Origin of the sequence: Arthrobacter sp. ISL-48 (assembly GCF_018613805.1) — a bacterium.
Lineage (GTDB): Bacteria > Actinomycetota > Actinomycetes > Actinomycetales > Micrococcaceae > Arthrobacter.
On sequence record NZ_JAGGPL010000001.1, the window covers coordinates 138,684 to 164,671 of the forward strand.

Here is a 25,988-nt window from a genome sequence, read left to right on the forward strand (position 1 = left end):
CATGAATCCTGCAGTTAGTCCTGCCGTCGGCGTTGCGGCCCTGGCCGTCGTTTCGCTGGCCACCGCGGTGATCGGCTTCTATGGCCTCCGGATTTCCCGCACCACGGGTGACTTCTACGTGGCCTCCCGAACGGTCCGTCCGTGGTGGAACGCGTCGGCAATCGGCGGCGAGTACCTGTCCGCGGCAAGCTTCCTGGGTGTGGCCGGACTGATCCTGCTTTCCGGTACCGACGCCCTGTGGTTCCCGGTCGGATACACCGCCGGATACCTGATGCTGCTACTTTTTGTGGCCGCCCCACTTCGGCGGTCCGGCGCTTACACCATCCCGGATTTCACGGAGGCCCGGCTGGATTCACGTGCCGTCCGCCGCGTTACCAGCCTGGCGGTGGTGGTAGTGGGCTGGCTGTATATCGTCCCCCAGTTGCAGGGTGCGGCACTGACCATCCGGATAACTACGGGCCTGCCGTCCTGGGTGGGATCGGTTGCAGTGGTTGTGGTGGTCTGCCTGACCGTGGTGGCCGGCGGCATGCGTTCCATCACCTTCGTGCAGGCCTTCCAATACTGGCTCAAGCTGACGGCCCTCGCCGTTCCGGCCGTGTTCATCGCCTTTGTACTGGCAGGCAACGGGTCTCCTGCCATCGCTCCGGCCTCCATCAATCCCACCGGCCTCGCGCCGGCCGGGCCGTACCAGAACATCTCCCTGCTGGTCGCCCTGCTCTTCGGTACCCTGGGGCTGCCGCATGTCCTGGTGCGCTTTTACACGAATCCTGACGGCCAGTCGGCTCGGCGGACCACCCTCATAGTGCTGGGCCTGCTCTCCGTGTTTTACCTGTTACCCACCGCCTACGGGTTGGCCGCCCGGATGTTCGCCCCAGGGCTGGCGCGCTCGGGCCAGGCGGATGCCGTGGTGCTGCTTCTGCCGGCGCAGCTGATCGGTGGCACCGCCGGGGACCTGCTGTCCGCGCTGGTGGTGGCCGGCGCCTTTGCCGCTTTCCTGTCCACCACCTCTGGCCTCGTGGTTTCCCTGGCCGGCGTGATCAGCCAGGACGTGCTCGGCGGCGGCGTCCGGGGTTTCCGGCTGGCAGCGGTCATCTCCGTAGTGGTCCCCTTGGGTTTCGCCTTCATGACGGACTCCCTGGCGCTGGCCGGAAGTGTCGGCCTGGTGTTCGCCTTCACAGCCTCCACGGTCTGCCCGGTCCTGCTGCTTGGCATCTGGTGGCGGGGCCTCACCGATGCCGGCGCCATCGCAGGCATGGTGACCGGCGGCCTGCTGTGCGGCGGAGCCATGATCTACAGCGCAGCCCTGGGTGGAGCCGGCACACCGTTCTGGGTAGCCCAGCCGGCGGCCTGGACCGTACCCGCGGCCTTCGCGGTGATGGTGCTCGTCTCGCGTGCCACGAAGGGGCGCGTGCCCAAAACCATGTCACGGGTTATGACCCGGCTGCACACCCCCGAACGGCCGCTGGTGACTGACCGCTAGGGATCGAACAGCCTGATCCGAACAGGATCCGAGCAGAAAGGATCTCGCGCAGTGGTGCCGCAGGGTGGACAATGGCGGCATGTCCACACAGGACGGAAGCCCGCTCCCCGGAATGCCGGAGAGTCTTCCGGAGATCGTCCCGGCATCGGTCCGGGCGCAGTTGCTCGCCACCGAGCACTGGAGCCTACTTGCTTCGCGCAGCACCACACAGGCTGAAGTGCTCACGCGGATCAGCATGTTCCTGACTTTCACCTCGGCCAGCCTGGTGAGCGTGGCCCTGGTGGGCCAGGCCACCAAGTTCTCGGACATGTTCATCCTGCTCGCGGTGATTGTCCTCGGCATCGATGTGCTGATCGGATTCCTTACGCAGGTCCGTGTGCTTAACGTTGGCACGGAAGACCTGATGTACGTTGTGGCGATGAACCGCCTTCGCGCAGCCTACGTCGAGCTGGACCCCGGCGTTGCCCCCTACCTGATGGCCGCGTACCACGACGATGAAGCCGGCGCCGACCGGACATATTTCTTCCTCGGACGCCGCAGTACGTTGAGCCATGTGGCGGGAAGCAGCATGGTGTTCATCAATACCGCGAATATGGCGCTGATTGCCATCCTGCTGGGCTTGCTCGCCTCTTTGCTGGGCGCGAATACCATCACCGCCATCATTTTCGGTGCTGTCTGCGGGCTCGCCTACTTCACCGCCTCTTCCATTCACGGCTACCGGCAATACAGGGCGGCGTGGCAAGGCTTCACGCCGATCTCGCCGACCCCGCCCGGTGGGAGCTGACTCCGGGCGCGAGCCTGACACCGGCCAGGGCTCAGCCGGTCAGTCTGAGCCAGGTCAGTCGATGGCTGCCATCAGTTCAACCACTCGGTCCAGGAACGCATCGACCTGGTTTTCCTCGTACCCGTCCTTGCCCGTGGCGGGCCGGAAGAATGCCCGGCGGACGTTGTCAACACTGAGGGGCTTGTCCTGTTCCAGGTAGCCGATGAGGTCGTGGCAAAGGTTGTCCACGTCCAGGATGTTGTAACTGCGGACCTTCTTCTTCGACGGGCGGCGGAAGCGCTCGCCGTCGGGCCTGTGCAGCCGTCCGCGGAGGATGCCGGAGAGTTGTCCGATGTCGCGCAGCCATGCTTCCTCGCCGCGGGCGGCAATCAGTTCGTCCCGCTCGCGGCGGGCGAAGGCGTCCTCGAGCCTGTCCAGGGCAGCGTCCACGACGGCAGCCGAGTACCCGCCCTTCACAGGATCGAAGCTGACGGCACGGACGTCGGCGCTCCCGATGGCGCCGATGGCCGTCTTAGGCGTCTCGAGGGACACGCGGGCGCGCTGGAGGAACTGGTCCACCTGCTTGGCGTTGTAGCCGTATTCGCTGCGCTGCACGCGTTCAAAGGACGCGGGAATCTGCCGCTGGAAATCCACTGCCACTTTATGTTCCTTCAATGATCTTCGGCGGGGTCGGTGTTCGCACCAGTATATTGGCGCCCGGGGTTCTCTTGGCGCTGGGGGTCGCGTCAGGCTCCTACGACGAACCCGTAGAGGACAATCGCCACCGGGGAAGCGAACACAATGGAGTCCAGCCTGTCCATCACGCCGCCATGACCGGGGAGGATGCTGCTCATATCCTTGATCCCCAGCTCGCGCTTGACCATGGACTCAGCGAGGTCGCCGGCAGTGGATGCCGCCACAAGGCCGACGGCCAGGACCACGCCCACCCACCAGGGCTTGCCCAGCAGGAAGACGCTGGCCAGGACGCCGATCAGCATGGCCCCGGCAATGGAGCCGGCGAATCCTTCCCAGGACTTCTTCGGACTGATTTTCGGCGCCATGGGGTGCTTGCCCAGCGACGCGCCCACAACGTAGCCGAAGGTGTCATTTGAGACCACCAGGAGCAGCATCACTGCCACCTGCCACGCCCCAGGTGGCACGGTTCCGCCCGGCCACAGGCCTAACGGCGAAGCTCCTCCTGAAGCATGGAGCGGCAAGGCGGCAAAACTGATGAAGAACGGCACCCAGCCGAGGGTGAACACGCCGGCAAAAATGCTGTTGGCCGATCCGGCCGCGCTTTCCACCGAACGCCAGAGGAGCACCGCCACACAGCTGAGGAGCATGGCGAAAAGGAGGCTTTCGAGCCCGCCGAAGTAGGCGGCGAAAGGCATGGCCACGGTCCCGGTCATGACCGGAACAATGGGCATCCTGGTCCCGTTTGCCTCGAGGGCACGGAAGATCTCCCAGACTCCGAAGATGGCAAAGGCGGTGGTTATCGCAACGAAGGCCAGCGGCAGGAAAAGCAGTCCGCAAAGGACCCCGATAAGCATTGCCAGCCCCACCACCGTGGCCGCCGGCAGGTTCCTGCCGGCCTTGGGTGTCGGGTTGCTCCGGGGCTGCTTTCCCCTCGTCCGCGCCCTTTGTGCGGGGGCCTGCTCTGCCTGGCTCATCAAACTTCGAGCAGCTCTGCTTCCTTGCGCTTGAGCAGTTCGTCGATGCCGTCCACATGGGATTTGGTCAGGGCGTCGAGTTCCTTCTCTGCACGGCTGCCTTCGTCTTCGCCGGCTTCGCCGTCCTTGACCAGCCTGTCCAGCGTTTCCTTGGCCTTGCGCCGGATGTTGCGGATGGACACCTTGGCGTCCTCCCCCTTGGTCTTGACGATCTTGACGTATTCCTTGCGGCGTTCCTGAGTCAGGTCCGGGATGGTGATCCGGATGACGTTGCCGTCGTTGGACGGGTTGGCGCCGACCTCGGAGTCGCTGAGAGCGCGTTCGATGTCCCGCAGGGCGGTCTTGTCGAACGGCGTGATGAGGATCGTCCGGGCATCGGGAATGGCGAAGGACGCGAGCTGCTGCAGTGGGGTGGGTGAGCCGTAGTAGTCCACCAGAACCTTGTTGTACAGGCCGGGATTGGCCCGCCCTGTACGGATTGAGGCGAAGTCTTCCTTGGCGACCTCAACGGCCTTGTCCATCTTGTCCTCGGCTTCGAGCAAGGTATCTTCGATCACGGTCTCTCCTCAGAAGTTGGTGCAGTCCGGGATGCCGGGTCCATGCACAAATCGTGGTTCAGTGTTCCTGGTTCCATCCCCGTTCCAATGCCCGGGAAGGGAGCGTCCTGAAAACATCCTAGCTGTAGCTAGGCGGTCACCAGTGTGCCCAGCTTTTCGCCGAGGATGGCGCGGGTGACGTTCCCTTCACCTTCCATTCCGAAGACCACCATGGAGAGGTTGTTGTCCTTGCACATGGTCATCGCGGTCTGGTCCATGACACGGATGTCGCGGCGCAGGGCGTCGTCGTAGCTCAGCGTGTCCAGCCTCTCGGCCGTGGGGTCAGTCTTGGGATCCGCGGTGTAGACGGCGTCCACCCCGCTCTTGGCCATGAGCACCACGTCCGCGTGGACTTCCAGTGCCCGCTGGGCGGCCACCGTGTCCGTGGAGAAGTAAGGGAGGCCGGCGCCGGCACCGAAGATCACGACGCGGCCCTTCTCCATGTGCCGGATGGCGCGGCGCGGAATGTAGGCCTCGGCGACCTGCCCCATGGTGATGGCGCTCTGGACCCGGGTTTCAACGCCGGCCTGCTCCAGGAAGTCCTGCAGCGCCAGGCAGTTCATGACGGTTCCGAGCATGCCCATGTAGTCTGCCCGCGAACGGTCCATGCCGCTCTGCGAGAGTTCGGCGCCGCGGAAGAAATTACCGCCGCCGACGACGATGGCAACTTCCACTTCCGTGACGGCGGCTGCGATCTGTTTGGCAACGTCCCGGACGGTTTCGGGATCAACGCCCAGCTTTCCCCCGCCGAAGACCTCACCGGACAGTTTGAGGAGAACGCGGCGCCTGGTCTTCTCCGGCTGGACTGAAGTGTTGACGGCTTCCATGGTGCCTCCCGTTTGTGAACTCTGAGCTAGGTTATCGTGCTGGGCGGCCAAAGGTCTCATCTGACGTTTAGCCGTTGCATGCAAAAGGGGCGGCCACCGAAGTGGCCACCCCCTGCACGTGCGACTAGGAGCCGACGCGGAAACGAGTGAATGCGGTTGCCTTGACGCCGGCCTCTTCGAGGACCTGCGCCACGGACTTCTTGGCGTCCTTGGCGAAAGCCTGGTCAACCAGGACCTCGCCCTTGTAGAAGCCCGTCACGCGGCCTTCCACAATCTTGGTGAGGGCAGCCTCGGGCTTGCCTTCAGCCTTTGCGGTCTCTTCGGCGATGCGACGCTCGGACTCGACCAGCTCGGACGGAACGTCTTCGCGGGTCAGGTAGTTCGGTGCCATGGCGGCAACGTGGACGGCTACGTCGTGTGCGGCGGTGGCAGCTGCTTCGCCTTCACCGTCGACAGCAAACAGCACGCCCACCTGGGCCGGAAGGTCCTTGGAGGTCTTGTGCAGGTAGGCGTCAACCGTGCCACCCTCGATACGGGAGATACGGCGGACAACAACCTTTTCGCCCAGGACGGCGCCCTCTTCGACGACGACCTCGGACAGCGGCTTGCCGTCGACGTCGGTGGCCAGCAGGGTGTCCAGGTCGGCAGCGCCGGACTCCACAGCAACGGCCAGGACCTTGTCGGCCAGCTGGATGAACTTGTCAGCCTTGGCAACGAAGTCAGTCTCGCAGTTGACCTCAATCATTACGCCGACGCCGTTGGTGACCTTGGCAGCCACCAGGCCTTCAGCGGTGGAGCGGCCTTCGCGCTTGGTAGCGCCCTTCAGGCCTTTGATGCGGATGATTTCGATGGCCTTCTCGGCGTCACCGTTGGCTTCGTCAAGAGCCTTCTTGACATCCATCATGCCGGCGCCGGTGCGCTCGCGCAGAGCCTTGATATCAGCGGCAGTGTAGTTCGCCATGTGAACCCCTCTGTCTAGAAAATTTATGTGGTGTACGGACCGACAGGACAGCGGCTCACCAGGTGAGCCGCCATCCTGTCAGGTGATCCTGCGCTGCAACAGAGCAAGAAAATCCGGATTTACTTGTTACTTGTCGGCGTCGGCGGCCGGCGTTTCCTCAGCAGCCGGAGCAGCCGGGGCTTCCTCAGCAACCGGAGCAGCTTCTTCAGCAACCGGAGCAGCTTCTTCAGCGGGAGCTGCAGCAGCCTCTTCAGCCTTGCTGCCTTCGAGGAGCTCGCGCTCCCATTCGGCCAGCGGCTCTTCCGGAGCTTCCGTGGTGCCGGTGGCGCGCTGGTTCCGGGCGATGAGGCCCTCGGCAACAGCGTCAGCGACCACGCGGGTGAGCAGGTTCACGGAGCGGATGGCGTCGTCGTTGCCCGGGATCGGGAAGTCGACTTCGTCAGGATCACAGTTGGTGTCCAGGATGGCCACCACCGGGATGTTCAGCTTCTTGGCCTCGTCGACAGCAAGGTGTTCCTTCTTGGTGTCCACGATCCAGAGCACTGAAGGCGCCTTGGTCAGGTTGCGGATACCGCCGAGGTTGGTCTCAAGCTTGGTGAGTTCGCGGCGAAGGAGCAGCAGTTCCTTCTTGGTGTACGCGGAACCGGCGACGTCGTCGAAGTCGATCTCTTCCAGTTCCTTCATGCGCTGGATGCGCTTGGAAACAGTCTGGAAGTTGGTCAGCATACCGCCGAGCCAGCGCTGGTTCACGTACGGCTGGCCAACGCGGGTAGCCTGCTCAGCAATTGCTTCCTGAGCCTGCTTCTTGGTGCCGACGAAGAGAACGGTGCCGCCGTGTGCGACGGTGGCCTTCACGAACTCGAAGGCGCGGTCGATGTAAGACAGCGACTGCTGCAGGTCAATGATGTAGATACCGTTGCGTTCCGTGAAGATGAACCGCTTCATCTTCGGGTTCCAACGGCGGGTCTGGTGTCCAAAGTGGACGCCGCTGTCAAGCAGCTGGCGCATAGTTACGACGGGCATGCCGGCGCTCCTTCCGGCAGGTCATTCATGAGAAGGCCCGGAGGCCCTCTTACCCTGCCAATAGTTGACGGTTGTTTAGCGTGGCCCAAGGCGGGCCGTGCTCCTGGCATCCTTTGCGCCCTCATCAGGACCATGAAGCCCTGACCGCAAGAGGCACAATCCTCCTCAAACGAAGCCTGGGGCTTCGGAATTGGAGGGCTGGATGCGCGTAGTCAGCTACCGCTCCCCCACACTTCTGAATGAGACGTGCTGACGCAGGCCGGTCATGCGGTTCCTACCTAGGTGTATACCTTGATACAAACCGGTGATTCGAAAAGCGTTGAGGGCGCAGCAAACTGCTCCACCAAGTGTACTACAGGCGCTTCCTGCCGACGGACAGCTCCAGCCCCCTTCACCTCCGGCCGGGACGGGTTTTCCACATGGCAAAGAACGGCGCTGCCGGGCTTCGGCACGTCCCGCCATGCTGGGCAGATGAAAGCATCCGCCCTCCTCGCCGCACTGCTTCTGCTCCCGGCATCCGTGACCCCCGCCGGGGAAGTGATGTCCGCACCGCGTGCCCGGCCCGCGGCTGCCTATGCCACCGGCACGCCCCATGCCGCCCCGTGGCAAAACTGGGAGTGGCCGGTCTCCCCGAAGCCTGCAGTTGTCCGGTCCTTTGACCCGCCGGACAAGCCGTGGATGAGCGGCCACCGCGGCGTGGACCTGAGGGCATCGCACGACGGCGTACCGGTCACCTCGCCGGAGGCCGGCACTGTGAGCTTTGCGGGAGTGGTGGTGGACCGGCCGGTGATCACCATCGATCACGGGAACGGCCTCCGCAGCAGCTTCGAGCCCGTCGAGAGCCCATTGACCGCCGGGGACATGGTGGCGAAGGGCGACACTATCGGCACCTTGCTGCCGGGCCACTGCGAAACCGTCACCTGCGTCCACTGGGGAGTGAGGCGGGGTGATGACTACGTCAATCCGCTGGAATTCGTGCTGGACCTCCGCCCGTCAATCCTCCTGCCCATCACAGGTCCCCCATAACGCGCGGGGGTTCGACGTTAGACGATGGCCGATATGCCCGTGATCGCCCGGCCTGTCACCAGGGTGTTGACCTCGTGGGTTCCTTCGTAGGAGTAGATGGCTTCCGCATCGGCGAAGATCTTGGCCATCTCGAAGTCGGTCACGATGCCGTTCCCGCCCAGGAGGCTGCGGCCAATCGCGACACTTTCACGCATCCGGGCTGTCGTGAATGCCTTGGCGAGGGCGGACTGTTCGTCCTTTGCCTGCCCGGCGTCCTCAAGCTGGGAAAGCCGGACCATCATCCCCATGGAGCTGACGGCATTGCCAAGTATCTGCACCAACTGGCTTTGGACCAGCTGGAATGACGCCAGCGGACGGCCGAACTGGTGCCGCTCCACTGCGTAGCGCCGGGCCACGTCGAAGGCGGCCAACTGCTGGCCCACTGCCTGCCAGGCAACGGCCAGGCGGGTGACTTTCAGGACCTTGTTGGTGTCACGGAAGCTGTTGGCATTGGCCAGCTTGAAGAAGTCAGGAACCACCACGTTCTCCAGGACGATGTCCGCGTTCTGTACGGTACGCAGGGAGATCTTGTTTTCGATCTTCGTTGCGCTGAAGCCTGGAAGGCCCGTATCCACGAGGAAGCCTTTGACCTGGTTGTCGGCCAGGTCCCGGGCGTAGATAACCACCCAGTCCGAGAACGTGGCGTTGCCGATCCAGCGCTTGGCGCCGTTGAGAATCCAGGTATCGCCGTCGCGCCGGGCCGTCGTGCGGGTTCCTCCGGCCACATCGGAACCGCCCAGCGGCTCTGTCAGCCCGAAGGCACCGATTTTCTTCAGCGAGTAGATGTCCGGAAGCCAGGCTTCCTGCTGCTCCGGCGAGGCAAGTGCCTCGATGGAACCGGTGAACAGGCCGTCATGGACGCCCATAAAGGTGGCGATGGACGTGTCCGCGCGGGTTGCCTCGGCATGGACAAGTCCGGCGAACAGGTTGGAATGGCCCTGCCGCCTGACCGGACTGACCAGGTCGATTTCGGCGAGCTTGGGAATGAGGTCCATCGGAAATTCGCCCCGGTTCCAACAGTCCACAGCGATCGGACGCACTTCGCGGGCCAGGAATCCGCGGATCTCCGCGAGCCGGTCCTGCTCCTTCCCGGTGAGCAGCTGCTCGAACGCAAAAAAGTCACCGTCGGCGTACGGAAGGTTATTGATGTCAATAGCGGCAGTGGACATGGTTCCCTCGCAAGAGATCAGCAGTGGCGGACTAGGGGCGGGGCGGCGCCCGCGGTATGTTACTCGTCAGTAACTTACCGTAATGCCGGCCGAATGCACAAGAAACCGGAAGACAAAAAACCGCGGCCGGCGCTCGACGCCGGTCGCGGTTTCCCTGTCGCAGGAATTGTGTAGGGCTACTCGGATCTGAATTCAGGAACTTCGAACAACGACTCGTTTGTCCCTCACGGCACAGTCCTGGCGCAACAGCTGCCCCCGCCGACGGGGCGCGATGCTTTTGCCATCCTGAAACGGTGGGTCCCGTGAGCAATGAGCACTCTGATCCGAGTCTCTGTGAGGAACAATGACCTGCAGAGGTCCATCGAAACGCCTAAGGCCTGATTCACAGCAGCATGCACGGAATGAAGTGCTTCTTTCAGGCCCGGGTTTCGGCCGTGTTCCGCCGGCGAAGCCACGACCACAGCAGTGCGGCAACGATGAACAGGACTGCCACCCCGGCGCCCAGAGCCGTCCAAGGGAAGCCAGCCTCCTGGGGAGGTTCTACAGTTTCGCCCTGACCAGCGTCCGGAAAAGTGATGCTGGCCGCGGCTTCGCGTTCAACCAGTCCGCTTTTGAGTTGCAGCTGGGCGTTCCAGGGCCCGTTAGGAAGTGCCCGATCGAGGGTGGTGACAACGGTCCCGTCTCGTCCGGGGGCCAGGGTCAGGGCCTTTTGCGCTCCGAAGGGGCCGGCCGCTATCCCGCCGGGGCCCCTGGAGAGAGTCAAATTACCGGTGATGTCCAGCGCCCTGCCTAGACACTGACCACAACGGTCCAAACCGGCGGCACCTGGGCAGTCACGGCAGAAACACTCCCCGACGGCGCCCACACAGTAATGGCCTCAATAACCAATGCGGCGGGGTTCACTGGTGCCGCAGCCCAAACTCTCACCATAGATACCTCAGTCCCGGTGGTGGCCATCGACGGAGGGGCGGCGAAAACGACGACACGGCCACGCCCACGATCGCCGGGACTACTGATGCCATCACCGGGTCCACAGTGACGGTCTCAGTTGACGGGCAAACGCTGACCTCACCAGTCCAGTCCGGCGGTACCTGGGCCGTGACAACCGCAACATTGGCGAACGGGCCACATACCGTGTTGGCGTCGATAACCGATGCAGCCGGGAACACCGGGACCGCAACCCAGGCCCTTACTGTGGACACGATCATCCCTCCGGTGGGGTTGGGTGCTGCTGGGATGTACTCAGTGCTGGCCGGAACGATGGTGACAAGTACCGGCGCGACCACCATCAGTGGGGACCTCGGCGTGAGCCCCGGCACCGCCGTCGTCGGGTTCCCGCCCGGAAATGTCACCGGCACCATTCGCACCGGGGACGACGCAGCCCAGGCACAGACCGACCTCCTCAGCGCCTACAACAACGCAGCCGGACGCACCCAGACAGGAAACTTCGCCGGAGACAACAACGGCCGGACATACACCCCCGGCATCTACCACACCGCAGCAGCCTTCGCCCTGACCGGGACCATGACCCTGGACGGCCAGGACGACCCGAACGCCGTCTTCATCTTCCAGGTCGACGCCGCCCTCAACACAGCCGCCGCCAGCAACATCAACCTGATCAACGGCGCGAAGGCACCCCACATCTTCTGGCAGGTCCTCGGCGCCGCAGGAACCGGCGCATCATCATCCTTCACCGGAACAATCATGGCCACCGGCGCCATCACCATCGGCGCCGGCGGAACCCTCACCGGCCGCGCGCTCTCCCGCGACACAGTCACCCTGGCCGGCAATACCATCACCACCGTCACGGACCCGACCGTGACCATCACCGGCGGCGCGACCGTCTCGACCAACGATGCAACCCCCACCATCACCGGCACCACCGACGCGGCCCCCGGAACTGCAGTCACCGTGACCGTTGCCGGACAGACACTGACCACAACGGTCCAAACCGGCGGCACCTGGGCAGTCACAGCGGCACCCCTTACAGAGGGCCCGTACACCGTCCAGGCCTCAGTAACGGACCCGGCCGGCAACACCGGCACCGCAACCCAAAACCTCACCGTGCTGGGCGGCGGACTTTCGATTACCGCCCCCACAGACGCCGGCAACCTCGGCTCCGGTCCCCCCACCGTTAATGGAGGGATCATCAGCGGCGCATTGGGGCAGGTGCAGGTAAATGACAGGCGCCATGCATCTGCCGGTTCAGGCTGGGTCGCGAGCGTCACTTCCACCCCCTTCGCCACGCCGGCCGGAGATGCCATCCCCGCCGGCGCGGTCGGCTACGCCGCGGGGCCCATCACCAAAGTGGGCACCGCGACCTATACAGCAAATGATCCCGCTGGCCTCGCCGAAGTTGTTCCTGCCGTTTCAGCCACCGGGATCAACGGAGATAACTCCGCTACCTGGAACCCTGTGATCAACGTGGCAATCCCGGCCAGCGCCATCGCCGGCGTCTACTCCGCTACGATCACCCACTCCGTTCTCTAGATACTGATGCGGATCCGCAGACGGCTCCGGTGACTGCCCCGGCCGAAACCTCATCAATCCGGCCATTTGTGACACTCGGCGCGGGGTCTTGATCAAACACTGATCGATTCTGGTGCGTGCCCAGATGTTGATCTGGCAACGTTGTGCCTGCCAGCTGCATTGGCTGGCTGCCGTTGATCGTCAGAGTGGCGGCCCTGGTACGGGTACCGGAAGCTTGGGGGCTGATGATGGGCACAACCGTTGGTTTATCTGCACCATTTGCTGTTCGGGCCACGCCAGGGCACACCGCAGGGATCATCCGGACCGCACTTATCCTGCTCTGCTCGGCCGCCCTCGCCGGGGGACATTCGCTCCCTGCTTCCGCCGCGGACACCCTGACCACAATCGTGATTTCGTCAGGTTCGCTTGGTTTCAGTTCAGCCCCGGCATCTGCCTCTCTCGGTCTGGTCGATCCGGGCACCACTGCCTCCATCACCCTGTATGGCAATCAGGTGAGCGATAGCCGCGCTGGAATTTCCGGCTGGAGCGCCTTTGTTGTCTTCACCGACTTCAGGGGTGATGCGACCGGATCTACTCTTCCCTCCGCCGGTGCCACATACAACCCGGCCGCGGCAACCACCACCGGCACCGCAACCGTGACGGCATCCACGGCAACCAATCCAACCACGCCCAGGATTGTGCAGACTGCCACGGGTCTCTCCGGCAACAACACGGCAACCTGGAACGCAGACCTGACGGTTCCGGTGCCAAATGACGTCGTGGTGGACAGCTACACTGCAACGCTGACGTACTCCGTGTCCTAACCCACCGACAGCCGCTGCGAACCCCGAATCGACCCAGAAAATGCGATTGAGAAGAATCCAGGTAAGAGCCTGCGTAGGCATACCGATTTGCTTCGCGCCCGCTGTGGGCGGGTTGGGTGAAGCGGCGCGCCGAAGACAGCGATGTATGAATCCGGTGGGTTTCCGCTGGAGGACTTACCTACGAACTTCAAAACAAGAGAGCCCCCGATCTGCGTTTCCCGCAGATCGAGGGCTCGTTCCTCGTAGGGCTACTCGGACTTGAACCGAGGACCTTAGGATTATGAGTCCCGCGCTCTAACCAGCTGAGCTATAGCCCCGTGTGCCCTACCGGGCCGGTCCGGTGAAGGACTTCGGCTCCCGTGGGGCAAAAACACTCTAGCAAACCGCGGAATGCCTTCAGACCACCTTGTCCTCGAAGCCGGCTCCCCGGTAAAGATCCTCGAAGGTCTGCAGTGTCCCCTGGATGCTGTGCGGTTCCACCATCCGCCTGCTGGCTTTGCCCATAGCGGCGCGCTCCTCCGGCGGCAGCTCCAGGATCCTGGTGATCTTCGATGCCAAATCGTCACTGTCATTCGGTTTGAACAGATAGCCGTTTTCCCCGTCGCGCACCAGATGCGGCAGTGCCATCGCATCAGCGAGCAGCACGGGCGTCGACGCGGACATGGCCTCGAGCGTGACAAGAGACTGCAGCTCGGCAGTTCCCGGCATGCAGAACAAATCCGCCTTAATGTAGGTCTCGCGGAGTTCGTCGTCGCTCGCCAGGCCCCGGAACTTCACCCTGTCATTCAGGCCGAGCCTGTCCACCAGGGCTTCGAGGGCGGAGCGGACCTCGCCGCCTCCCACGATTTCGAGGTGGACGTTCAACTCGGGAGGTGTCTTGGACACCGCCTTGATCAGGACGTCCACGTGCTTTTCCTCGGCAAGGCGTCCAACGAAAACCACGGTGGGATGCGGGTGGGCTTCGATGACCTCCCCGGGCTGCAGTTCATAGGCCGACGAGTCGATGCCGTTGGACAGCGGAAGCACCTTCCGCAGGAAGGCGTGCTGGTGCATGGCCTTTGCCGCCAGAGGGGTGGGGGTGGTGACGACGTCGGCCTGGCCCATGACCTTGCCCATGTCCTTCCACGAGATCCGGCCGATGATGTCCTTGAACCACTGCGGGAACGGCAGGAAGGGATTGAGGTTCTCCGGCATGAAGTGGTTGGTCGCCACGATCCGAATGCCCCGCTTCACGGCCTCATACAGGACGTACTCGCCGATCATGTAGTGGCTCTGGATATGGACCACGTCAGGCTGGATGCGGTCGAACAGGAGGCCTATTTCCCTCTTGATTTCCCAGGGAAAGCAGATGCGGAAGTATTCGTGGGTGAACACCCCGTGCGAGCGGAGCCGGTGCACGGTGGCCTCGGAACGGAACTCGGTAAAGCTCTTGCCGTTGTCTGCACGGCAGGCCAGCACGTGCACGTTGTGCCCGCGGCCTGTCATTCCCTTGGCCAGGCGATAGCCGAACTGGGCGGCTCCGTTGAGGTGTGGCGGATATGTGTCCGCGGCGATCAGGATGGTCAGGGGTCGCTGGTCAGCGGGCGTTGTCACGTGGAGAGCTCCTGATGGTCACGGCGCGGCCAGCTGACGCTGACCGCACTGGTTGGCCGCTGGCACCGTGGCGCCGGGCCTCTTAGTGAAGATCGGTTTAATGGGAATGGCTAGTGGGATGCCCTGCCCGCAGCCTTCCTCGCGTCCTTCCTGCGCTTGGTGACCTCGGGATGGTGCCTGGAGAGGGCGATCACCCCAACGATAGCAAGGGAAGCAGCCGTAGCCATGGCAATCGCCATCACGGCGTGGACGTCCGGCCGGAGTTCGCCCAGGATTACGATGCCGATGGCGATGCCCACAATCGGATCGATAACCGTGAGGCCGGCGATGACCAGGTCCGGTGGGCCGCCCGAATAGGCGTTTTGCACGAACCAGGAACCGAGCCCGCCCGCGGCTACGATGGCCACCAGTGTGTACCACTGCACATTGAGCAACAACAGGCCGTTCGGGTCGAGCAGATGCTTGCCGATGATGCGGGTCAGGACAGCCACAAAGCCGAACAGGACACCGGCCCCGAGGATGTAGACAAACGCACTCAACCGGTGCCTGAACATGGCTGCCAAGGTGCCGAACACGCCAACGGCAAGGGCAAGGAGCAGAACGATGGTGAGCTCGTCCTCCTGGCTGACGTGGTGGTTCTCCTGGGTCACAAAGACGGCAAGGAGCACGAACAGGGCGGAGCCGGTGACGCAGGCGGAAATGGCCACCACGGTGGCCCGGTTGATCGTCAGGTCCTGGTCCCGTGCGTTGACCACAGTGGTGATGACCAGGGCTATGGCGCCGATGGGCTGGACAACAGTCAGCGGCGCGGACACCAGTGCAACGGCGTTCAGGCCCATTCCAGTACACAGCAAGAGGACGCCGAGCAACCAGCGCGGGTTCCGGAGCAGGCGGAAGAAGCCGTTGGAGCTCAGTCCGAGCCCACCGGTATCTGCCTTGACGGCACTCCCCTGCCGCTGCGCGCCGAAGGCTAGAAAAAATGCGCCAAGCACCGCCAACAGGACTGCGATCCACATCATCAGCCGGTCCCGCCGTCGTGATGTGAGCGCATCCTGCCCTTCCGCAGGATGGCCCAGAAATAGTTGTAGGCTGCAATCCAGTGCCCCGCCAGGCCAAGCCCCAGCACGATCCAGGCAGCAACATACAGTGCATCGGAAAAGGCGGAATCCAACCGCGACAGGACCAGCAGCGGTGTCCCCAGGAGCAGGAGCCCGGTACGGATCTTCCCTATGAGACTTACCGGCAAGTCCGGATGGCTGCCGAAGTAGGACAGCGTCAGCACCAGCAGGACGGCGTCCGGGACCACCAGCGCTGCCAGGTATAGCCAGTTCACGACGCCGGCGATCACCAAGGTGACCGCGACGGCTATCAGCGCCAGGCGGTCCGCGACGGGATCCATGATGCGGCCCAGGTTGGAGGCCTGGTCGAAACGGCGGGCCACGTAACCGTCAACCCAGTCCGTGCCGGCCATGACTGCCAGCACCACCACCGCGAAGCCGAATTCCTTCCCTGCCAGGACCAGCCAGATGAAGAGCGGCACTCCCATGAAGCGCAGCACGGTGAGCATGTTGGGGACGGTGAAAACAAGGTCGCGAGCAACCTGCGGGCGCCCCGGACGGGAGCCAGCACCGATAAACCTCATCCCGTCCCCCCTTCTTCCCGCTGCCCCTGAGGGCGTGCGTTATTCCTATTGTGAGTAAAGCGGAGTCCCGGCCGTTGGACAGAACACCGTCCGGCGGCCGCTGTGCCTTATTGGTTTTTGAGGAGCTTACGTAGCAGCACCACAAACACGGTGGTTGCGGCAGCAAAGGCTGCCAGCGGCTTCCAGCGTACTTCTGGGCGGGCCGTGGCTTCGTTCATTGAGGCAATCTTTTGTCCCGCGAGTGCCTTGGCACGGTTCACCAGCAACTGCCCCTCTTTTAGCTGGTCCTGGGCCGCTCCCATCACGTACCGGGCCTGGGCCTTGACGTCGAGTTCCGTGTCCAGCTCGTCGCGGACCTCGCCGAGGTGGCGGCGTCGCAGGTTCAGGCGACGGTGCAGTTCAGGTTCGGACGCATGCGGGAACTCTTTGTCGTGGGCCTCTGCCTTTGCCTGCTTCTCGGCCCTGGCCTTCGCCGCAGCTTCATCCTTGGCGGCCTTGGCGGCCTTCGCTTCCGGGCTTGCGGGATCGAGGAGGGCGGCATTGAAGTCCGAGCCCTCTTTGGCGATCCCCAGGTCGTGCTTGATCCCCCGAATGGCCTCCTCCGGCACCAGTGGCATGGCCTTCTTGAATTTCCGGAGGCCGATCAGTGCACCGATCAGGGCGATGAGCAAGAACGCCGCACTGACCAGCAGTGCAGCCAGCCACGCCGGCATGATGGTGGCGAGACCCATGATGGCGGCCACAATGAGCCCAACCACCAGGAAGGCGACAAAAATAAGGGCCACGGCGAAGAACGCCGCTGCCACGCCCAGCTGGATGCCTTTGCGTTTGATCTCGACTTTGGCGAGGGCGATCTCATCATTGAGCTGGCGAGGGGCCAGCCGGAAAAGAAGCTTAAGCGTCCTGGGCAGCGCGATGATGCGCAGCCCCTGGCTGGTCCGCCCGCTGTGACGTCCGCTCATCGGTTCCGCCTTACTGGTTACATGGTCGATTCGGCTTACGTGTCCTGCGGGAGAGTGCGCCAGCACAGTCCCCGCCACAAAACTATCATTCAGGTTCAGGCCGAACTTCGGGGCATACCGTGCGGCGTGCCCTCCAACGCTGTAAAAGAAGGTCCATTCGGGCCTAGGATTGTTCTCCGTGACCATTCACCCCAATCCCGGCGACTTACTGAGCCGCCGCCGGAAACTCCTGTACATCCTCCTGCTCGGCGCGCTCACCGCTTTGGGTCCCTTCACGATCGACCTGTACCTCCCGGCTTTTCCCGCGCTGGAAACCAGCCTGGGAGTGTCCGAAGCCCAGGTCCAGCTGACTCTCGCCGGAACCACGGTGGGCTTTGCCCTGGGCCAACTGGTGGTTGGTCCCTTCAGCGACAAGTTCGGCCGACGGCGTCCGCTGATCCTGGCCACGGCGCTGCATATCGCTGCCTCTGTGGGGGCCGCACTCTCCACCGACATTGCCAGCTTGGGGCTATTCCGGGTCCTGATGGGAATCGGCGCTGCCGGCGGCGGCGTGGTGGCCATGGCCATGGTCCGGGACCTCTTCTCGGGGTACGCGATGGTCCGGATGTTCTCCCGGATGGCGCTCGTGAATGGCCTGGCGCCGATCCTGGCACCGGTCATCGGATCGCAGCTCCTCCTGGTGATGCCCTGGCCCGGGATTTTTGTGTTCCTCGCCTCATACGGCACGCTAGTGATCGTTTCCGCGCTCTTCCTGGTCCGCGAAACCCTGCCTCCTGAAAAGCGCAACCAGTCCGGCATGACGGCCCGCCAGCGCTACAAGGTTCTCTTCACCGACCGGATCTTCGTGGGCCTTCTGCTCCTGGGCGGGATGAACTTCGCCGGCCTGTTCACATACCTTTCGGCATCGCCGTTCCTGTTCCAGAACGTCTTCGGTTTCTCCCCGCAGCAATACGGACTCCTGTTCGGCATTAACTCGCTTGGTATTGTCGGCGGCGTACAGACCAGCTCGAGGCTGATCAAGCGTGTGCCGCCGCAATGGATCCTCGCCTGTTCCACCGCCTGGATGTTCCTGATGGCTGTGCTGATCGTGATTTTTGACCAGCTGGGCCTGGGACTGTGGGGCGTCTTGGTACCGCTGTGGTTCTACATCCTGGGCACCGGCTTCACGTTTCCCTGCGTTCAGGTCCTGGCGCTGGCCAGCCACGGCGCCCAAGCCGGAACGGCAGCTTCCCTGCTGGGCGCCGCTACGTTCCTGATGGCCGGACTGATTTCGCCGGTGGTGGGGTGGCTCGGAATCCAGAGCGCCACACCGATGGGCGCAGTCCAGGCAGCCTGCATCCTGCTGTCGATCACTGCCTTGTGGCTGGTGGTCCGGCCCCGCACCGTCCCGTCCATTCACTAGGGTGGGACGATGAAACGCAAACCGCACCGGAACCGGCGGGGACTCTTCCTCGGGGCGGTGCTGGGCGCCGTCGTGGGCTATTTCGCGGGGCGGACCCTGGGAAACCCTGCTATCGGGATCATCCTGGGGACGCTGGCAGGCTCGGCCCTGCTGTACCGGATCAACCCGGGTCCCTGGAACCTCCGCTGACCGCCTGATCATCCTCAGCGAAGCAATGCCGCTGTGGCCTGTCCGCCCGGCTACCACTGCCGCCCTGGACCATTAGAGCGATAAAATGATTCCGTGCCCAGCTGGCAGGACCAACCGCCGCTCCCGGCCACGTGGCAACGGTGCGACTCCGGAATTTTGCCTCTGTGGTGGGATCGGTTGTGCGCCCAGACCGGTCAGCAGTCCGCGGCGCTCTACGCCGCCGGATTGTTCACGGAGGACAGGCGGAGGCCCATCGCCCAATGGTTCAACCCCGCGTTCAACGCAGCCCTGCTGGTAGCCCCGGAAACCTCGCCTGAGTGGCCCGTGCAGCGCTTCGGCATCTTCTACGCCCCGCCCGGCTCCGGCTTTGTCCGCGTGCACTCGGCACCGCATGAATGGCATCCCCGCGAGCCGCGCAAATCCCCCACGGAACGTGAGGCCTTCCTGGCGGCGATCGCCGAGGCGGAGCGCTTCCTGCAGGTCGAGATGGACTTCGTCTGAGTTCCTCCCGAGGTAACAGCCGCAGGCGATAACCACGGAAGCAGCCCAGAACACCCAAAGCAAAGATCCCCGACCTCACACTGGAGGACGGGGATCTTGTTGGGTTGCTCCTCCTGCTGGACTTGAACCAGCAACCCTTCGATTAACAGTCGAATGCTCTGCCAATTGAGCTAAGGAGGAATGAAGCAGGTATGACTTTAGCAAAGGTTTCCCGGCTATGGGAAATCGGCGTCCGGCGGCGGGAAAATACCCGCCTGGGGTATAAAAAAGTCCCCGTTCCGGAGGTCCGGAACGGGGACTGCGCGCTCCTCCTGCTGGACTTGAACCAGCAACCCTTCGATTAACAGTCGAATGCTCTGCCAATTGAGCTAAGGAGGAATGAAGCGGGTACCAGCCTAGCAAGCCCCCGGAGGGAAGTGAAATCGGGAAGTGAAATCGGGAAACGAAATCGTTGGCCGCGGGACTGCTCCTGCCCTGCCGCACCGGCGGGCCCTAGGCGTCGGAGCGCAGCGCCCGGCGCTCCATCTCCAGCATCATCAGTTCCCTGTTCAGCCGCTGGAACTCCTCCGGATCAGCCGCAGGATCCAGCCGCTGCAACTGGCCCATCTTGTCCGCCTTCACCCGCGTTATCTGCAGTTCGAACAGCCGCGCCAGGATGTCCTTGCAGTACTTCTGGACGGCCTCAGCAGTGCTGGCGGGGAGGGGGACCACGGCGAGCTCGGAAACCAGCGGGCGGAGCGGTTCCGGTACTTCATGCATGACCTGCTCCACCCAGCGGACAGGGTCACCGGTCAGGCCCGGCCCCGAGGCGCGCATAGCGTCGTGGACCGCCTGGAATGCCGGAGTGGCGAACCGCGCAGCCGAGAAACGCTCCCAGATGCCGCCGCCCAGGAGGGCAGGCTCCTGCAGCGCCACCTCCAGCGCCTGGCGCTCCATGGAGGCCACAGGGTCGCGTGGGTCGGGACGGTGATAGGACGGCAGGACGCCCGACGCCGGTCCCGCGGCCACACCGGGGCCGCCGGGCTGCGCGGGCCTCACGGGAGGCTCGGTTCCGGCTGCGGAGCGCCCCTGGGCCGGTGCGTGGTCTCCTCGTTTGACTGCCGCCGTCACCATCCGCAGTACCTCGTTGGGATCTGGCATCCCCAACCAGCCTGTCAGCGCCTGGCAATAGCCCGTCCTCGTGGACGCATCCCTGATAGCTGCAACTACCGGCACCGAAGCTTTCAGGCCCTGCACCCGGCCTTCCACCGTGTCCAGGTTGAACTGCTTGAGTGTGGTGCGGATGGCAAATTCGAACAGGGGCCGACGCGACTGAACCAAGGCATGCACCGCCTCGTCGCCCTTGCTTTGCCGGAGATCACAGGGATCGGCACCGGTCGGTTCCACGGCCACATAGGTTTGCGCGGTGAAGCGCTGGTCCTCATCGAACGCCCGCAGGGCCGCCTTCTGTCCGGCGGCGTCGCCGTCGAAGGTGAAGATGACCTCTCCCCCGGTACCGTCGTCGGACAGCAGGCGGCGGGCGATCTTGATGTGCTCGGTGCCGAATGCGGTGCCGCAGGTGGCCACCGCCGTCGGAATTCCCGCGAGATGGCAGGCCATGACGTCGGTGTAGCCCTCGACGACCACCAATTGGCGGTCCTTCGCGATGCTCCGCTTGGCGAGGTCGATCCCATAGAGGACTTGCGACTTCTTGTAGAGCGTTGTTTCGGGGGTGTTGAGGTACTTGGGGCCCTGGTCGTCCTCGTAGAGCTTGCGGGCTCCGAAACCGATGGTGTCGCCGGCGATGTCGCGGATGGGCCAGATGAGGCGGCCCCGGAAACGGTCGTAAATGCCCCGGTTGCCTTCGGAAAACATGCCCGTGAGCTTGAGCTCCTGGTCCGTGAAGCCCCTGCCCCGGAGGTGCTTGAGCAGCGCGTCCCAGCCCTGCGGCGCGTAGCCCACACCGAATTGCTCGGCGGCGGCACGGTCAAAGCCGCGGCCGTGCAGGAACGTTCGGCCCTCTGCGGCGCCGGGTGTCAGCAGCTGGGCGCGGAAGAACTCGTCGGCGATCTTGTGGGCGTCCAGGAGACGCTGGCGCCTGCCAACCTCTTCCCTGTTGGGCCCCGTGCCGCCGTCTTCATAGCGGAGCTCGTAGCCGATGCGGGCGGCCAGTTTCTCCACCGCTTCCTGGAAGGACGTGTGGTCCTGCTTCTGCACAAAGGCGATGACGTCCCCGTCCTCGCCGCAACCAAAGCAGTGGTACCTGCCCACCTGCGGGCGGACGGTGAACGACGGCGACCGCTCGTCATGGAAAGGGCACAGTCCCTTGAACGTTCCCAGCCCGGCACCTTTAAGCGTGACGTAGCCGTCAACCACTTCCTTGATGTCCGTGCGCTGGCGTACTTCGTCGATATCTTCACGTTTGATCAGGCCAGCCACAGAGCCATCCTAGCCCCGGGGTGTGACAAGAAGGTCAGGGACGACGACGGCCGGCTGCCGGGTATGAATTTCACCACAGCGACGGCAGGCTGCCCACCAGGCGCTCATACATTGCCAGGGCGGAACCGTCCGTCAGCGAGGCCACCTGGTCGATCACCACCCGGAGCCTGGCACCGTCGTCGGCCGCGTCCCGCCAGTCAGCGGCGAACATCGGTTCCAGATGACGGTCCCCCGTGGCGCTGAGCGCCGTGACCAAGGCGTGCAGCACTTCGCGCTGGCGCTCATAGATGGGCTGGCGGTGTTCGGTGGTCATCACAAACGTGGTGGCCAGGCCCTTCATCACCGCGATTTCCATGATGGTTTCATCCGGCACCATGAGCTGCGCGTTGTAGCGGGTGAGGTTTTCCGGGCCGTACATGGCGCGGGTGGTTTCCAGGGCGCTCTGGCAGAACCTGCCGATGAGCTGGCTGGTCATGTTTTTCAGGGCCGCCATGGATTTGCGGCTGCCGTCGGCTTCCCTTACCCAGACGTCGGTTGCCTCGAGCCGGCCCAGGGCGGCGTCGATGGCGGCGGGGTCGTTGTGCGGGAGGTACCACTGCTTGGCGTAGCCCACCACGCGGGCGCGGTGGTCGGGGTTGTCCATCCAGCGCAGCTGGAAATGCCCGGCCACGATCGCGTCCTCGACGTCATGCACGGAGTAAGAAATGTCGTCCGCGAGGTCCATGACCTGGGCCTCAAGGCAGGACCGGCGCTCAGGAGCACCTTCCCTGATCCAGTTGAAGATGGGCAGGTCGTCCTCGTAGGCGCCGAACTTGCTGGTGCGCTGCCCGTGGATCACCGGAGCCTCCAGGGCGGACCACGGGTACTTCGCCGCAGCGTCCAGGCTGGCGCGGGTGAGGTTAAGCCCGGCCGGCCGGCCGTCAGAAGCCAGGACCTTGGGCTCGAGCCGGGTGAGCAGGCGGAGGGTCTGGGCGTTCCCCTCGAACCCGCCGATACCGTGTGCCACCTCGTTGAGGGCGGACTCGCCGTTGTGCCCGAAGGGCGGGTGGCCAAGGTCATGGCTCAGGCACGCGGTGTCAACGACATCCGGGTCACAGCCGAGCGCGCGGCCCAGTTCGCGGCCCACCTGTGCCACTTCGAGGCTGTGGGTCAGGCGCGTACGGACAAAGTCGTCGGTGTCCGGTGCCACCACCTGGGTCTTGGCGCCGAGCCGCCGGAGTGCCGAGGAGTGCAGCACCCGGGCACGGTCCCGCTCAAAATCGGAGCGGTAGTTGTTCTTGGGCGGCTCTTCCACCCAACGGGCGGAATCATGGGCCTCGTAACCGGGCAGTACGGCTGCTGTGGTGCGGGTCTCAGCCACCGGAAACGTCCAACTCGGCGGCCGAGATGTCCCGCGATTGGTCCGCGTTCAGGGCGCGGGAGTCCAGCCAGTCCTTGGGCAGCGCCGGCTTCTTGGGAGATCCGGCACGGCCCCGGGGTCCCTCCGCGTCGATGCCCGGATAGGGAGAATCGAGGTCCAGCTGGTCCAGGGTCTCACGCAGGATCGCCAGTGTGGACACCATGGCCAGCCTGGTGCGGAGTTCACTGCCCACGACGTAGCCCTTGAAGTACCAGGCCATGTGCTTGCGAATCTCGCGGAGCGCCTTTCCTTCGTCGCCGAAAGTTTCGATCATCAGTTGCGCGTGGCGGTAGACGCCTTCCGCAACCTGGCGCAGGGCTGGCTTGTGCCGCTCATCACTGCCTTCGAAGGCGGCCATCAAATCCCCGAACAGCCATGGGCGCCCCTGGCAGCCGCGGCCTACCACCACGCCGTCAACCCCGGTTTCGCGGACCATCCGGACTGCGTCCTCAGCAGACCAGATGTCCCCATTGCCCAGGACGGGAATGTCCGGCAGCGCTTCCCGCAGGCGTGCAATCGCAGCCCAGTCGGCCTGCCCCGAATAGAACTGCGCCGCGGTGCGTCCGTGGAGTGCGACGGCGGCAACACCGGAATCGCGGGCGATCCGGCCGGCGTCGAGGTACGTCAGGTGGTCTTCGTCGATGCCTTTGCGCATCTTGATGGTCAGTGGCACGCCGCCCCGGGACGCCTCCTTGACCGCCGTCTGGACAATGGACGTGAAGAGGTCGATCTTCCAGGGCAGCGCCGAGCCGCCGCCGCGCCGCGTGACCTTGGGCACGGGACAGCCGAAGTTCAGGTCGATGTGGTCCGCGCGGTCCTCTTCCACCAGCATGCGCACCGCCTGGCCCACCGTTACCGGGTCCACACCGTACAGCTGGACTGAACGGACCTTTTCGTCGTCGTCGTGCGAGATGATGCGCAGGGACTCCGGCGTCCGTTCCACCAGGGCGCGCGAGGTGACCATCTCCGCCACGTAAAGGCCTCCGCCGTATTCACGGCAGAGCCTGCGGAAGGCGGAGTTGGTGATGCCGGCCATGGGAGCCAGGATCACGGGGGTGTCCACCGTGATGGGGCCCAGTTTCAGGGGCGGGAGTTCCAGCTTGGGGGCGGGAGGCGTTGCTACAACAGTCACCTGTCCATTGTCGCAAAGCGGGGCAAATCGGGCGCCGGCCTGTCCTGCCCGAGCCGGCGCCTGAATGTTGATGCGCCTAGAGCAACCAGCCGTTCTCCTCGGCGATCCGTACGGCCTCGGATCTGGTCCGCCCGCCGGTCTTGGCCATCGCGGCAGACAGGTAGTTCCGGACTGTCCCTTCGGACAGGATGGCTGCCCTGGCGATGTCGGCGACCGTACCGCCTTTCGACGCGGCCCTCAGTACCTCCGCCTCCCTCTCGGTGAGGGGGCTGTCCCCCGAGGTCAGTGACTCGGCAGCGAGCACCGGATCAACCACCCGGAGCCCCATGTGCGTGCGGCGCACAGCTTCAGCCAGTTGCCGCGCGGGGGTGTCCTTAACGACAAACCCGGAGGCGCCCGCCTGCATGGCGCGCTTAAGATAGCCCGGCCGGCCGAAGGTGGTGACCATGAGGACCCGGCAGTCCGGCGCCGCCTTCCGCACCGCTGCAGCCGCGCTGATCCCGTCGAGGCCGGGCATCTCCACGTCGAGCATCGCCACATCGGCGGAGTGCTCCACGACGGCGGCCGCCACTCCCGCTCCGTCACCCAGTTCAGCGACCACCTCGATGTCCGGCTCCAGGCCCAATAAAGCGGCGAGGGCGCCGCGAACCAGCGCCTGATCGTCCGCGATCACCAATCGAATGCTCATACGTCAACCGCCAATCTGAACCCTCCCAGGTCACTTTGGCCAATACTGACCGTTCCCCCGGTAGCAGCCACCCGCTCCCGGATGCCGGCCAGTCCATTTCCGGAAGTACCACCCGAAACGGGGCCAACGCCGTCGTCTTCCACCACGACTGTCGACGCCGTCAGGCGCACACGGCAGCGCGATGCACCGGAGTGCCGCAGCACGTTGGTGATTCCTTCGCGCAGCACCCAGCCGAAGAGCTCACGGTGTCGCGCAGGTACCTGCTCCGCAGTCCCCGGAAGTTCAGCGTCAATCCCTGCCGAGTCCAAGGCGCTCCTTGCCGCGGCGAGCTCGGCAAGCACGTTGACGCCCCGGTATCCTCCCAGCGTGGCGCGAATATCGGCGAGCGCACCACGGGCGAGGTCCTGGACCGCCGTGATCTCAGCAGCGGCCCTGTCCCTGGCCGGATCCCCAGGCGCCATGTCCAGCATCCGCCCGGCCAGCTCGGCCTTGACAGCGATCACCGTGAGGGAGTGGCCCAGGATGTCGTGCATATCCCGGGCCATCCTGCTGCGCTCGGCGGCGACGGCGGTGTCCGCCAGTTCGCTCTGCGCCGCCCGGAGACGGGCCGTCTGCCGGATCAGCCTGGCAAACGCTGACATCATCAGCCCCAAGGACAGCACGATCGCCGGCTGGGTGAACGCCTGCTCCGGATGCACGATCAGCAACTGCGTAGCTAGGGACACTGCGGACAAAACGAAGATCAGGACGAGGTCCAGGCGCCGTGGGAGAGCCGTCATGGCGATAGCACAGGAGAGGAACGGCCACGTCCACAACGCCTCAGTTCCCACCAGGGCAATGATTGCCACGTTCAGGGCCACCAAGATGCATACGGACGCCAGGCCAGCACGCACGCCCCTATGCCAGCTGACCTGGGGAAGGACGGCGTACGCGGCAAAGAACGCGATCAGCGACGCAGAGGACGCTGCTTTCCAGATGGCCGGCTCGTCCACGGACCACACGAGGTTCCAGGTGGGCCAGGCCCACAGGAGGATCGAGAACCCCGCGCCGACAAGCCAGCCGCGCGGTCCGCGCCCGCGGAACAGGATGCCTCGGGACGTGATTGCGCTGTCCGCACTGCCGAGGAAGGCCCCGCGGGCAGTGGCACCCGTGGTGGTGCCGTGGCTGGTCCCGGTACTCATGGTTCCCACCCTAGGGCACCGTTTCTGGGCGCCG

Annotated in this window: 26 protein-coding genes, 3 tRNA genes and 1 pseudogene; 10 read left to right on the forward strand and 20 right to left on the reverse strand. The window is 64.3% G+C overall.

The features are described 5' to 3' along the window. Position 1: 1 nt before the first annotated feature. Complete coding sequence (locus J7E83_RS00660; RefSeq protein ID WP_214958495.1) at positions 2-1,480, forward strand: cation acetate symporter; 1,479 nt, start codon at positions 2-4, stop codon at positions 1,478-1,480. Positions 1,481-1,559: 79 nt separating this feature from the next. Further along, entirely contained in the window at positions 1,560-2,264 is a 705-nt protein-coding gene (locus J7E83_RS00665) for a hypothetical protein (RefSeq protein ID WP_214958496.1), read from the forward strand. Positions 2,265-2,318: 54 nt separating this feature from the next. Here the strand turns inward: J7E83_RS00665 and J7E83_RS00670 are convergent, their stop codons facing one another. The 6 genes from J7E83_RS00670 to rpsB all read right to left on the reverse strand — a co-directional run bounded on the left by J7E83_RS00670 (position 2,319) and on the right by rpsB (position 7,320). After that, complete coding sequence (locus J7E83_RS00670; protein ID WP_214958497.1) at positions 2,319-2,903, reverse strand: DivIVA domain-containing protein; 585 nt, start codon at positions 2,901-2,903, stop codon at positions 2,319-2,321. Positions 2,904-2,989: 86 nt separating this feature from the next. Then, complete coding sequence (locus J7E83_RS00675; protein ID WP_214958498.1) at positions 2,990-3,913, reverse strand: phosphatidate cytidylyltransferase; 924 nt, start codon at positions 3,911-3,913, stop codon at positions 2,990-2,992. Beyond that, complete coding sequence (gene frr / locus J7E83_RS00680; protein WP_214958499.1) at positions 3,913-4,470, reverse strand: ribosome recycling factor; 558 nt, start codon at positions 4,468-4,470, stop codon at positions 3,913-3,915. The genes J7E83_RS00675 and frr overlap by 1 nt, the downstream gene beginning before the upstream one ends. A 128-nt stretch (positions 4,471-4,598) precedes the next feature. Next, positions 4,599-5,336, reverse strand: coding sequence for a UMP kinase (gene pyrH, locus J7E83_RS00685; protein WP_214958500.1), 738 nt, complete (start codon positions 5,334-5,336; stop codon positions 4,599-4,601). A gap of 124 nt (positions 5,337-5,460) precedes the next feature. After that, on the reverse strand, positions 5,461-6,297 hold the full coding sequence (gene tsf, locus J7E83_RS00690; RefSeq protein WP_214958501.1) for a translation elongation factor Ts: 837 nt from the start codon (positions 6,295-6,297) through the stop codon (positions 5,461-5,463). A gap of 126 nt (positions 6,298-6,423) precedes the next feature. Then, on the reverse strand, positions 6,424-7,320 hold the full coding sequence (gene rpsB, locus J7E83_RS00695; protein ID WP_214958502.1) for a 30S ribosomal protein S2: 897 nt from the start codon (positions 7,318-7,320) through the stop codon (positions 6,424-6,426). 471 nt (positions 7,321-7,791) lie between these two features. Between rpsB and J7E83_RS00700 the strand changes: the two genes are divergently transcribed. Continuing rightward, positions 7,792-8,346, forward strand: a complete 555-nt coding sequence (locus J7E83_RS00700; protein ID WP_214958503.1) for a M23 family metallopeptidase — start codon at positions 7,792-7,794, stop codon at positions 8,344-8,346. Positions 8,347-8,363: 17 nt separating this feature from the next. Here J7E83_RS00700 and J7E83_RS00705 read toward each other — a convergent pair whose 3' ends face one another. Together J7E83_RS00705 and J7E83_RS00710 are read right to left on the reverse strand one after the other, a co-directional pair. Continuing rightward, complete coding sequence (locus tag J7E83_RS00705; protein ID WP_214958504.1) at positions 8,364-9,554, reverse strand: acyl-CoA dehydrogenase family protein; 1,191 nt, start codon at positions 9,552-9,554, stop codon at positions 8,364-8,366. 415 nt (positions 9,555-9,969) lie between these two features. Next, a complete protein-coding gene (locus J7E83_RS00710; protein WP_214958505.1) occupies positions 9,970-10,317 on the reverse strand; it encodes a hypothetical protein in 348 nt (115 codons plus the stop codon). A 33-nt stretch (positions 10,318-10,350) separates the two neighbouring features. Here J7E83_RS00710 and J7E83_RS21560 point away from each other — a divergent pair, with 33 nt between their 5' ends. From J7E83_RS21560 to J7E83_RS00725, 4 genes and pseudogenes are all read left to right on the forward strand, one after another. Beyond that, the gene (locus J7E83_RS21560; RefSeq protein ID WP_396020468.1) at positions 10,351-10,593 is read left to right on the forward strand and encodes an Ig-like domain-containing protein; all 243 of its coding nucleotides are present in this window, start codon (positions 10,351-10,353) and stop codon (positions 10,591-10,593) included. Beyond that, positions 10,590-10,697: pseudogene (locus J7E83_RS21565) on the forward strand (hypothetical protein); the annotation flags it as partial. The gene J7E83_RS21560 and the pseudogene J7E83_RS21565, both read left to right, overlap by 4 nt. Before the next feature lie 51 nt (positions 10,698-10,748). Next, positions 10,749-12,044: an ice-binding family protein gene (locus J7E83_RS00720; protein WP_214958506.1), complete on the forward strand. Its 1,296-nt coding sequence runs from the start codon at positions 10,749-10,751 to the stop codon at positions 12,042-12,044. 224 nt (positions 12,045-12,268) lie between these two features. After that, complete coding sequence (locus tag J7E83_RS00725; protein WP_214958507.1) at positions 12,269-12,847, forward strand: hypothetical protein; 579 nt, start codon at positions 12,269-12,271, stop codon at positions 12,845-12,847. 243 nt (positions 12,848-13,090) lie between these two features. On the opposite strand, the gene J7E83_RS00730 is transcribed toward J7E83_RS00725, so the two are convergent. The 5 genes from J7E83_RS00730 to J7E83_RS00750 form a co-directional block, all read right to left on the reverse strand. Then, positions 13,091-13,164 (reverse strand) — tRNA-Ile (locus J7E83_RS00730). Positions 13,165-13,243: 79 nt separating this feature from the next. Then, positions 13,244-14,440, reverse strand: coding sequence for a glycosyltransferase (locus J7E83_RS00735; protein WP_214958508.1), 1,197 nt, complete (start codon positions 14,438-14,440; stop codon positions 13,244-13,246). 110 nt (positions 14,441-14,550) lie between these two features. Then, positions 14,551-15,459 (reverse strand): DMT family transporter, encoded by a 909-nt coding sequence (locus J7E83_RS00740; RefSeq protein ID WP_214958509.1) that lies wholly within the window; start codon positions 15,457-15,459, stop codon positions 14,551-14,553. After that, positions 15,459-16,082, reverse strand: a complete 624-nt coding sequence (locus J7E83_RS00745) for a CDP-alcohol phosphatidyltransferase family protein (RefSeq protein ID WP_214958510.1) — start codon at positions 16,080-16,082, stop codon at positions 15,459-15,461. The genes J7E83_RS00740 and J7E83_RS00745 overlap by 1 nt, the downstream gene beginning before the upstream one ends. A 107-nt stretch (positions 16,083-16,189) precedes the next feature. Next, positions 16,190-17,044, reverse strand: coding sequence for a phage holin family protein (locus J7E83_RS00750; RefSeq protein WP_214958511.1), 855 nt, complete (start codon positions 17,042-17,044; stop codon positions 16,190-16,192). A gap of 178 nt (positions 17,045-17,222) precedes the next feature. On the opposite strand from J7E83_RS00750, the gene J7E83_RS00755 reads away from it, so the two are divergent. The 3 genes from J7E83_RS00755 (at position 17,223) to J7E83_RS00765 (ending at position 19,136) form a co-directional block, all read left to right on the forward strand. Continuing rightward, positions 17,223-18,446 (forward strand): multidrug effflux MFS transporter, encoded by a 1,224-nt coding sequence (locus tag J7E83_RS00755; protein WP_214958512.1) that lies wholly within the window; start codon positions 17,223-17,225, stop codon positions 18,444-18,446. 9 nt (positions 18,447-18,455) lie between these two features. Further along, positions 18,456-18,635, forward strand: coding sequence for a complement resistance protein TraT (locus J7E83_RS00760; protein ID WP_214958513.1), 180 nt, complete (start codon positions 18,456-18,458; stop codon positions 18,633-18,635). Between the two features lie 93 nt (positions 18,636-18,728). After that, on the forward strand, positions 18,729-19,136 hold the full coding sequence (locus J7E83_RS00765; RefSeq protein ID WP_214958514.1) for a hypothetical protein: 408 nt from the start codon (positions 18,729-18,731) through the stop codon (positions 19,134-19,136). A gap of 107 nt (positions 19,137-19,243) precedes the next feature. Here J7E83_RS00765 and J7E83_RS00770 read toward each other — a convergent pair. From J7E83_RS00770 to J7E83_RS00800, 7 genes are all read right to left on the reverse strand, one after another. Next, positions 19,244-19,316, reverse strand: a tRNA-Asn gene (locus J7E83_RS00770). 125 nt (positions 19,317-19,441) lie between these two features. Then, positions 19,442-19,514, reverse strand: a tRNA-Asn gene (locus tag J7E83_RS00775). Between the two features lie 114 nt (positions 19,515-19,628). Beyond that, positions 19,629-21,554, reverse strand: a complete 1,926-nt coding sequence (dnaG, locus tag J7E83_RS00780) for a DNA primase (protein ID WP_214958515.1) — start codon at positions 21,552-21,554, stop codon at positions 19,629-19,631. Between the two features lie 70 nt (positions 21,555-21,624). Then, positions 21,625-22,914, reverse strand: a complete 1,290-nt coding sequence (locus tag J7E83_RS00785) for a deoxyguanosinetriphosphate triphosphohydrolase (RefSeq protein ID WP_214958516.1) — start codon at positions 22,912-22,914, stop codon at positions 21,625-21,627. Then, the gene (gene dusB, locus J7E83_RS00790; protein ID WP_214958517.1) at positions 22,907-24,085 is read right to left on the reverse strand and encodes a tRNA dihydrouridine synthase DusB; all 1,179 of its coding nucleotides are present in this window, start codon (positions 24,083-24,085) and stop codon (positions 22,907-22,909) included. Before dusB ends, J7E83_RS00785 begins: the two co-directional genes overlap by 8 nt. 76 nt (positions 24,086-24,161) lie before the next feature. Next, positions 24,162-24,773, reverse strand: a complete 612-nt coding sequence (locus tag J7E83_RS00795) for a response regulator (RefSeq protein ID WP_214958518.1) — start codon at positions 24,771-24,773, stop codon at positions 24,162-24,164. Then, positions 24,770-25,954, reverse strand: a complete 1,185-nt coding sequence (locus J7E83_RS00800) for a sensor histidine kinase (RefSeq protein ID WP_214958519.1) — start codon at positions 25,952-25,954, stop codon at positions 24,770-24,772. The genes J7E83_RS00795 and J7E83_RS00800 overlap by 4 nt, the downstream gene beginning before the upstream one ends. Between the last annotated feature and the right edge of the window lie 34 nt (positions 25,955-25,988).

Excerpts from the sequence above, each read along its gene's own strand:
- J7E83_RS00660 (WP_214958495.1), top strand. The coding sequence starts at position 2 with ATGAATCCTGCAGTTAGTCCTGCCGTCGGCGTTGCGGCCCTGGCCGTC.
- J7E83_RS00665 (WP_214958496.1), top strand. The coding sequence starts at position 1,560 with ATGTCCACACAGGACGGAAGCCCGCTCCCCGGAATGCCGGAGAGTCTT.
- J7E83_RS00675 (WP_214958498.1), bottom strand. The coding sequence starts at position 3,913 with ATGAGCCAGGCAGAGCAGGCCCCCGCACAAAGGGCGCGGACGAGGGGA.
- pyrH (WP_214958500.1), bottom strand. The coding sequence starts at position 5,336 with ATGGAAGCCGTCAACACTTCAGTCCAGCCGGAGAAGACCAGGCGCCGC.
- tsf (WP_214958501.1), bottom strand. The coding sequence starts at position 6,297 with ATGGCGAACTACACTGCCGCTGATATCAAGGCTCTGCGCGAGCGCACC.
- rpsB (WP_214958502.1), bottom strand. The coding sequence starts at position 7,320 with ATGCCCGTCGTAACTATGCGCCAGCTGCTTGACAGCGGCGTCCACTTT.
- J7E83_RS00700 (WP_214958503.1), top strand. The coding sequence starts at position 7,792 with ATGAAAGCATCCGCCCTCCTCGCCGCACTGCTTCTGCTCCCGGCATCC.
- J7E83_RS00705 (WP_214958504.1), bottom strand. The coding sequence starts at position 9,554 with ATGTCCACTGCCGCTATTGACATCAATAACCTTCCGTACGCCGACGGT.
- J7E83_RS00725 (WP_214958507.1), top strand. The coding sequence starts at position 12,269 with ATGATGGGCACAACCGTTGGTTTATCTGCACCATTTGCTGTTCGGGCC.
- J7E83_RS00740 (WP_214958509.1), bottom strand. The coding sequence starts at position 15,459 with ATGATGTGGATCGCAGTCCTGTTGGCGGTGCTTGGCGCATTTTTTCTA.
- J7E83_RS00745 (WP_214958510.1), bottom strand. The coding sequence starts at position 16,082 with ATGAGGTTTATCGGTGCTGGCTCCCGTCCGGGGCGCCCGCAGGTTGCT.
- J7E83_RS00750 (WP_214958511.1), bottom strand. The coding sequence starts at position 17,044 with ATGAGCGGACGTCACAGCGGGCGGACCAGCCAGGGGCTGCGCATCATC.
- J7E83_RS00760 (WP_214958513.1), top strand. The coding sequence starts at position 18,456 with ATGAAACGCAAACCGCACCGGAACCGGCGGGGACTCTTCCTCGGGGCG.
- J7E83_RS00795 (WP_214958518.1), bottom strand. The coding sequence starts at position 24,773 with ATGAGCATTCGATTGGTGATCGCGGACGATCAGGCGCTGGTTCGCGGC.
- J7E83_RS00800 (WP_214958519.1), bottom strand. The coding sequence starts at position 25,954 with ATGAGTACCGGGACCAGCCACGGCACCACCACGGGTGCCACTGCCCGC.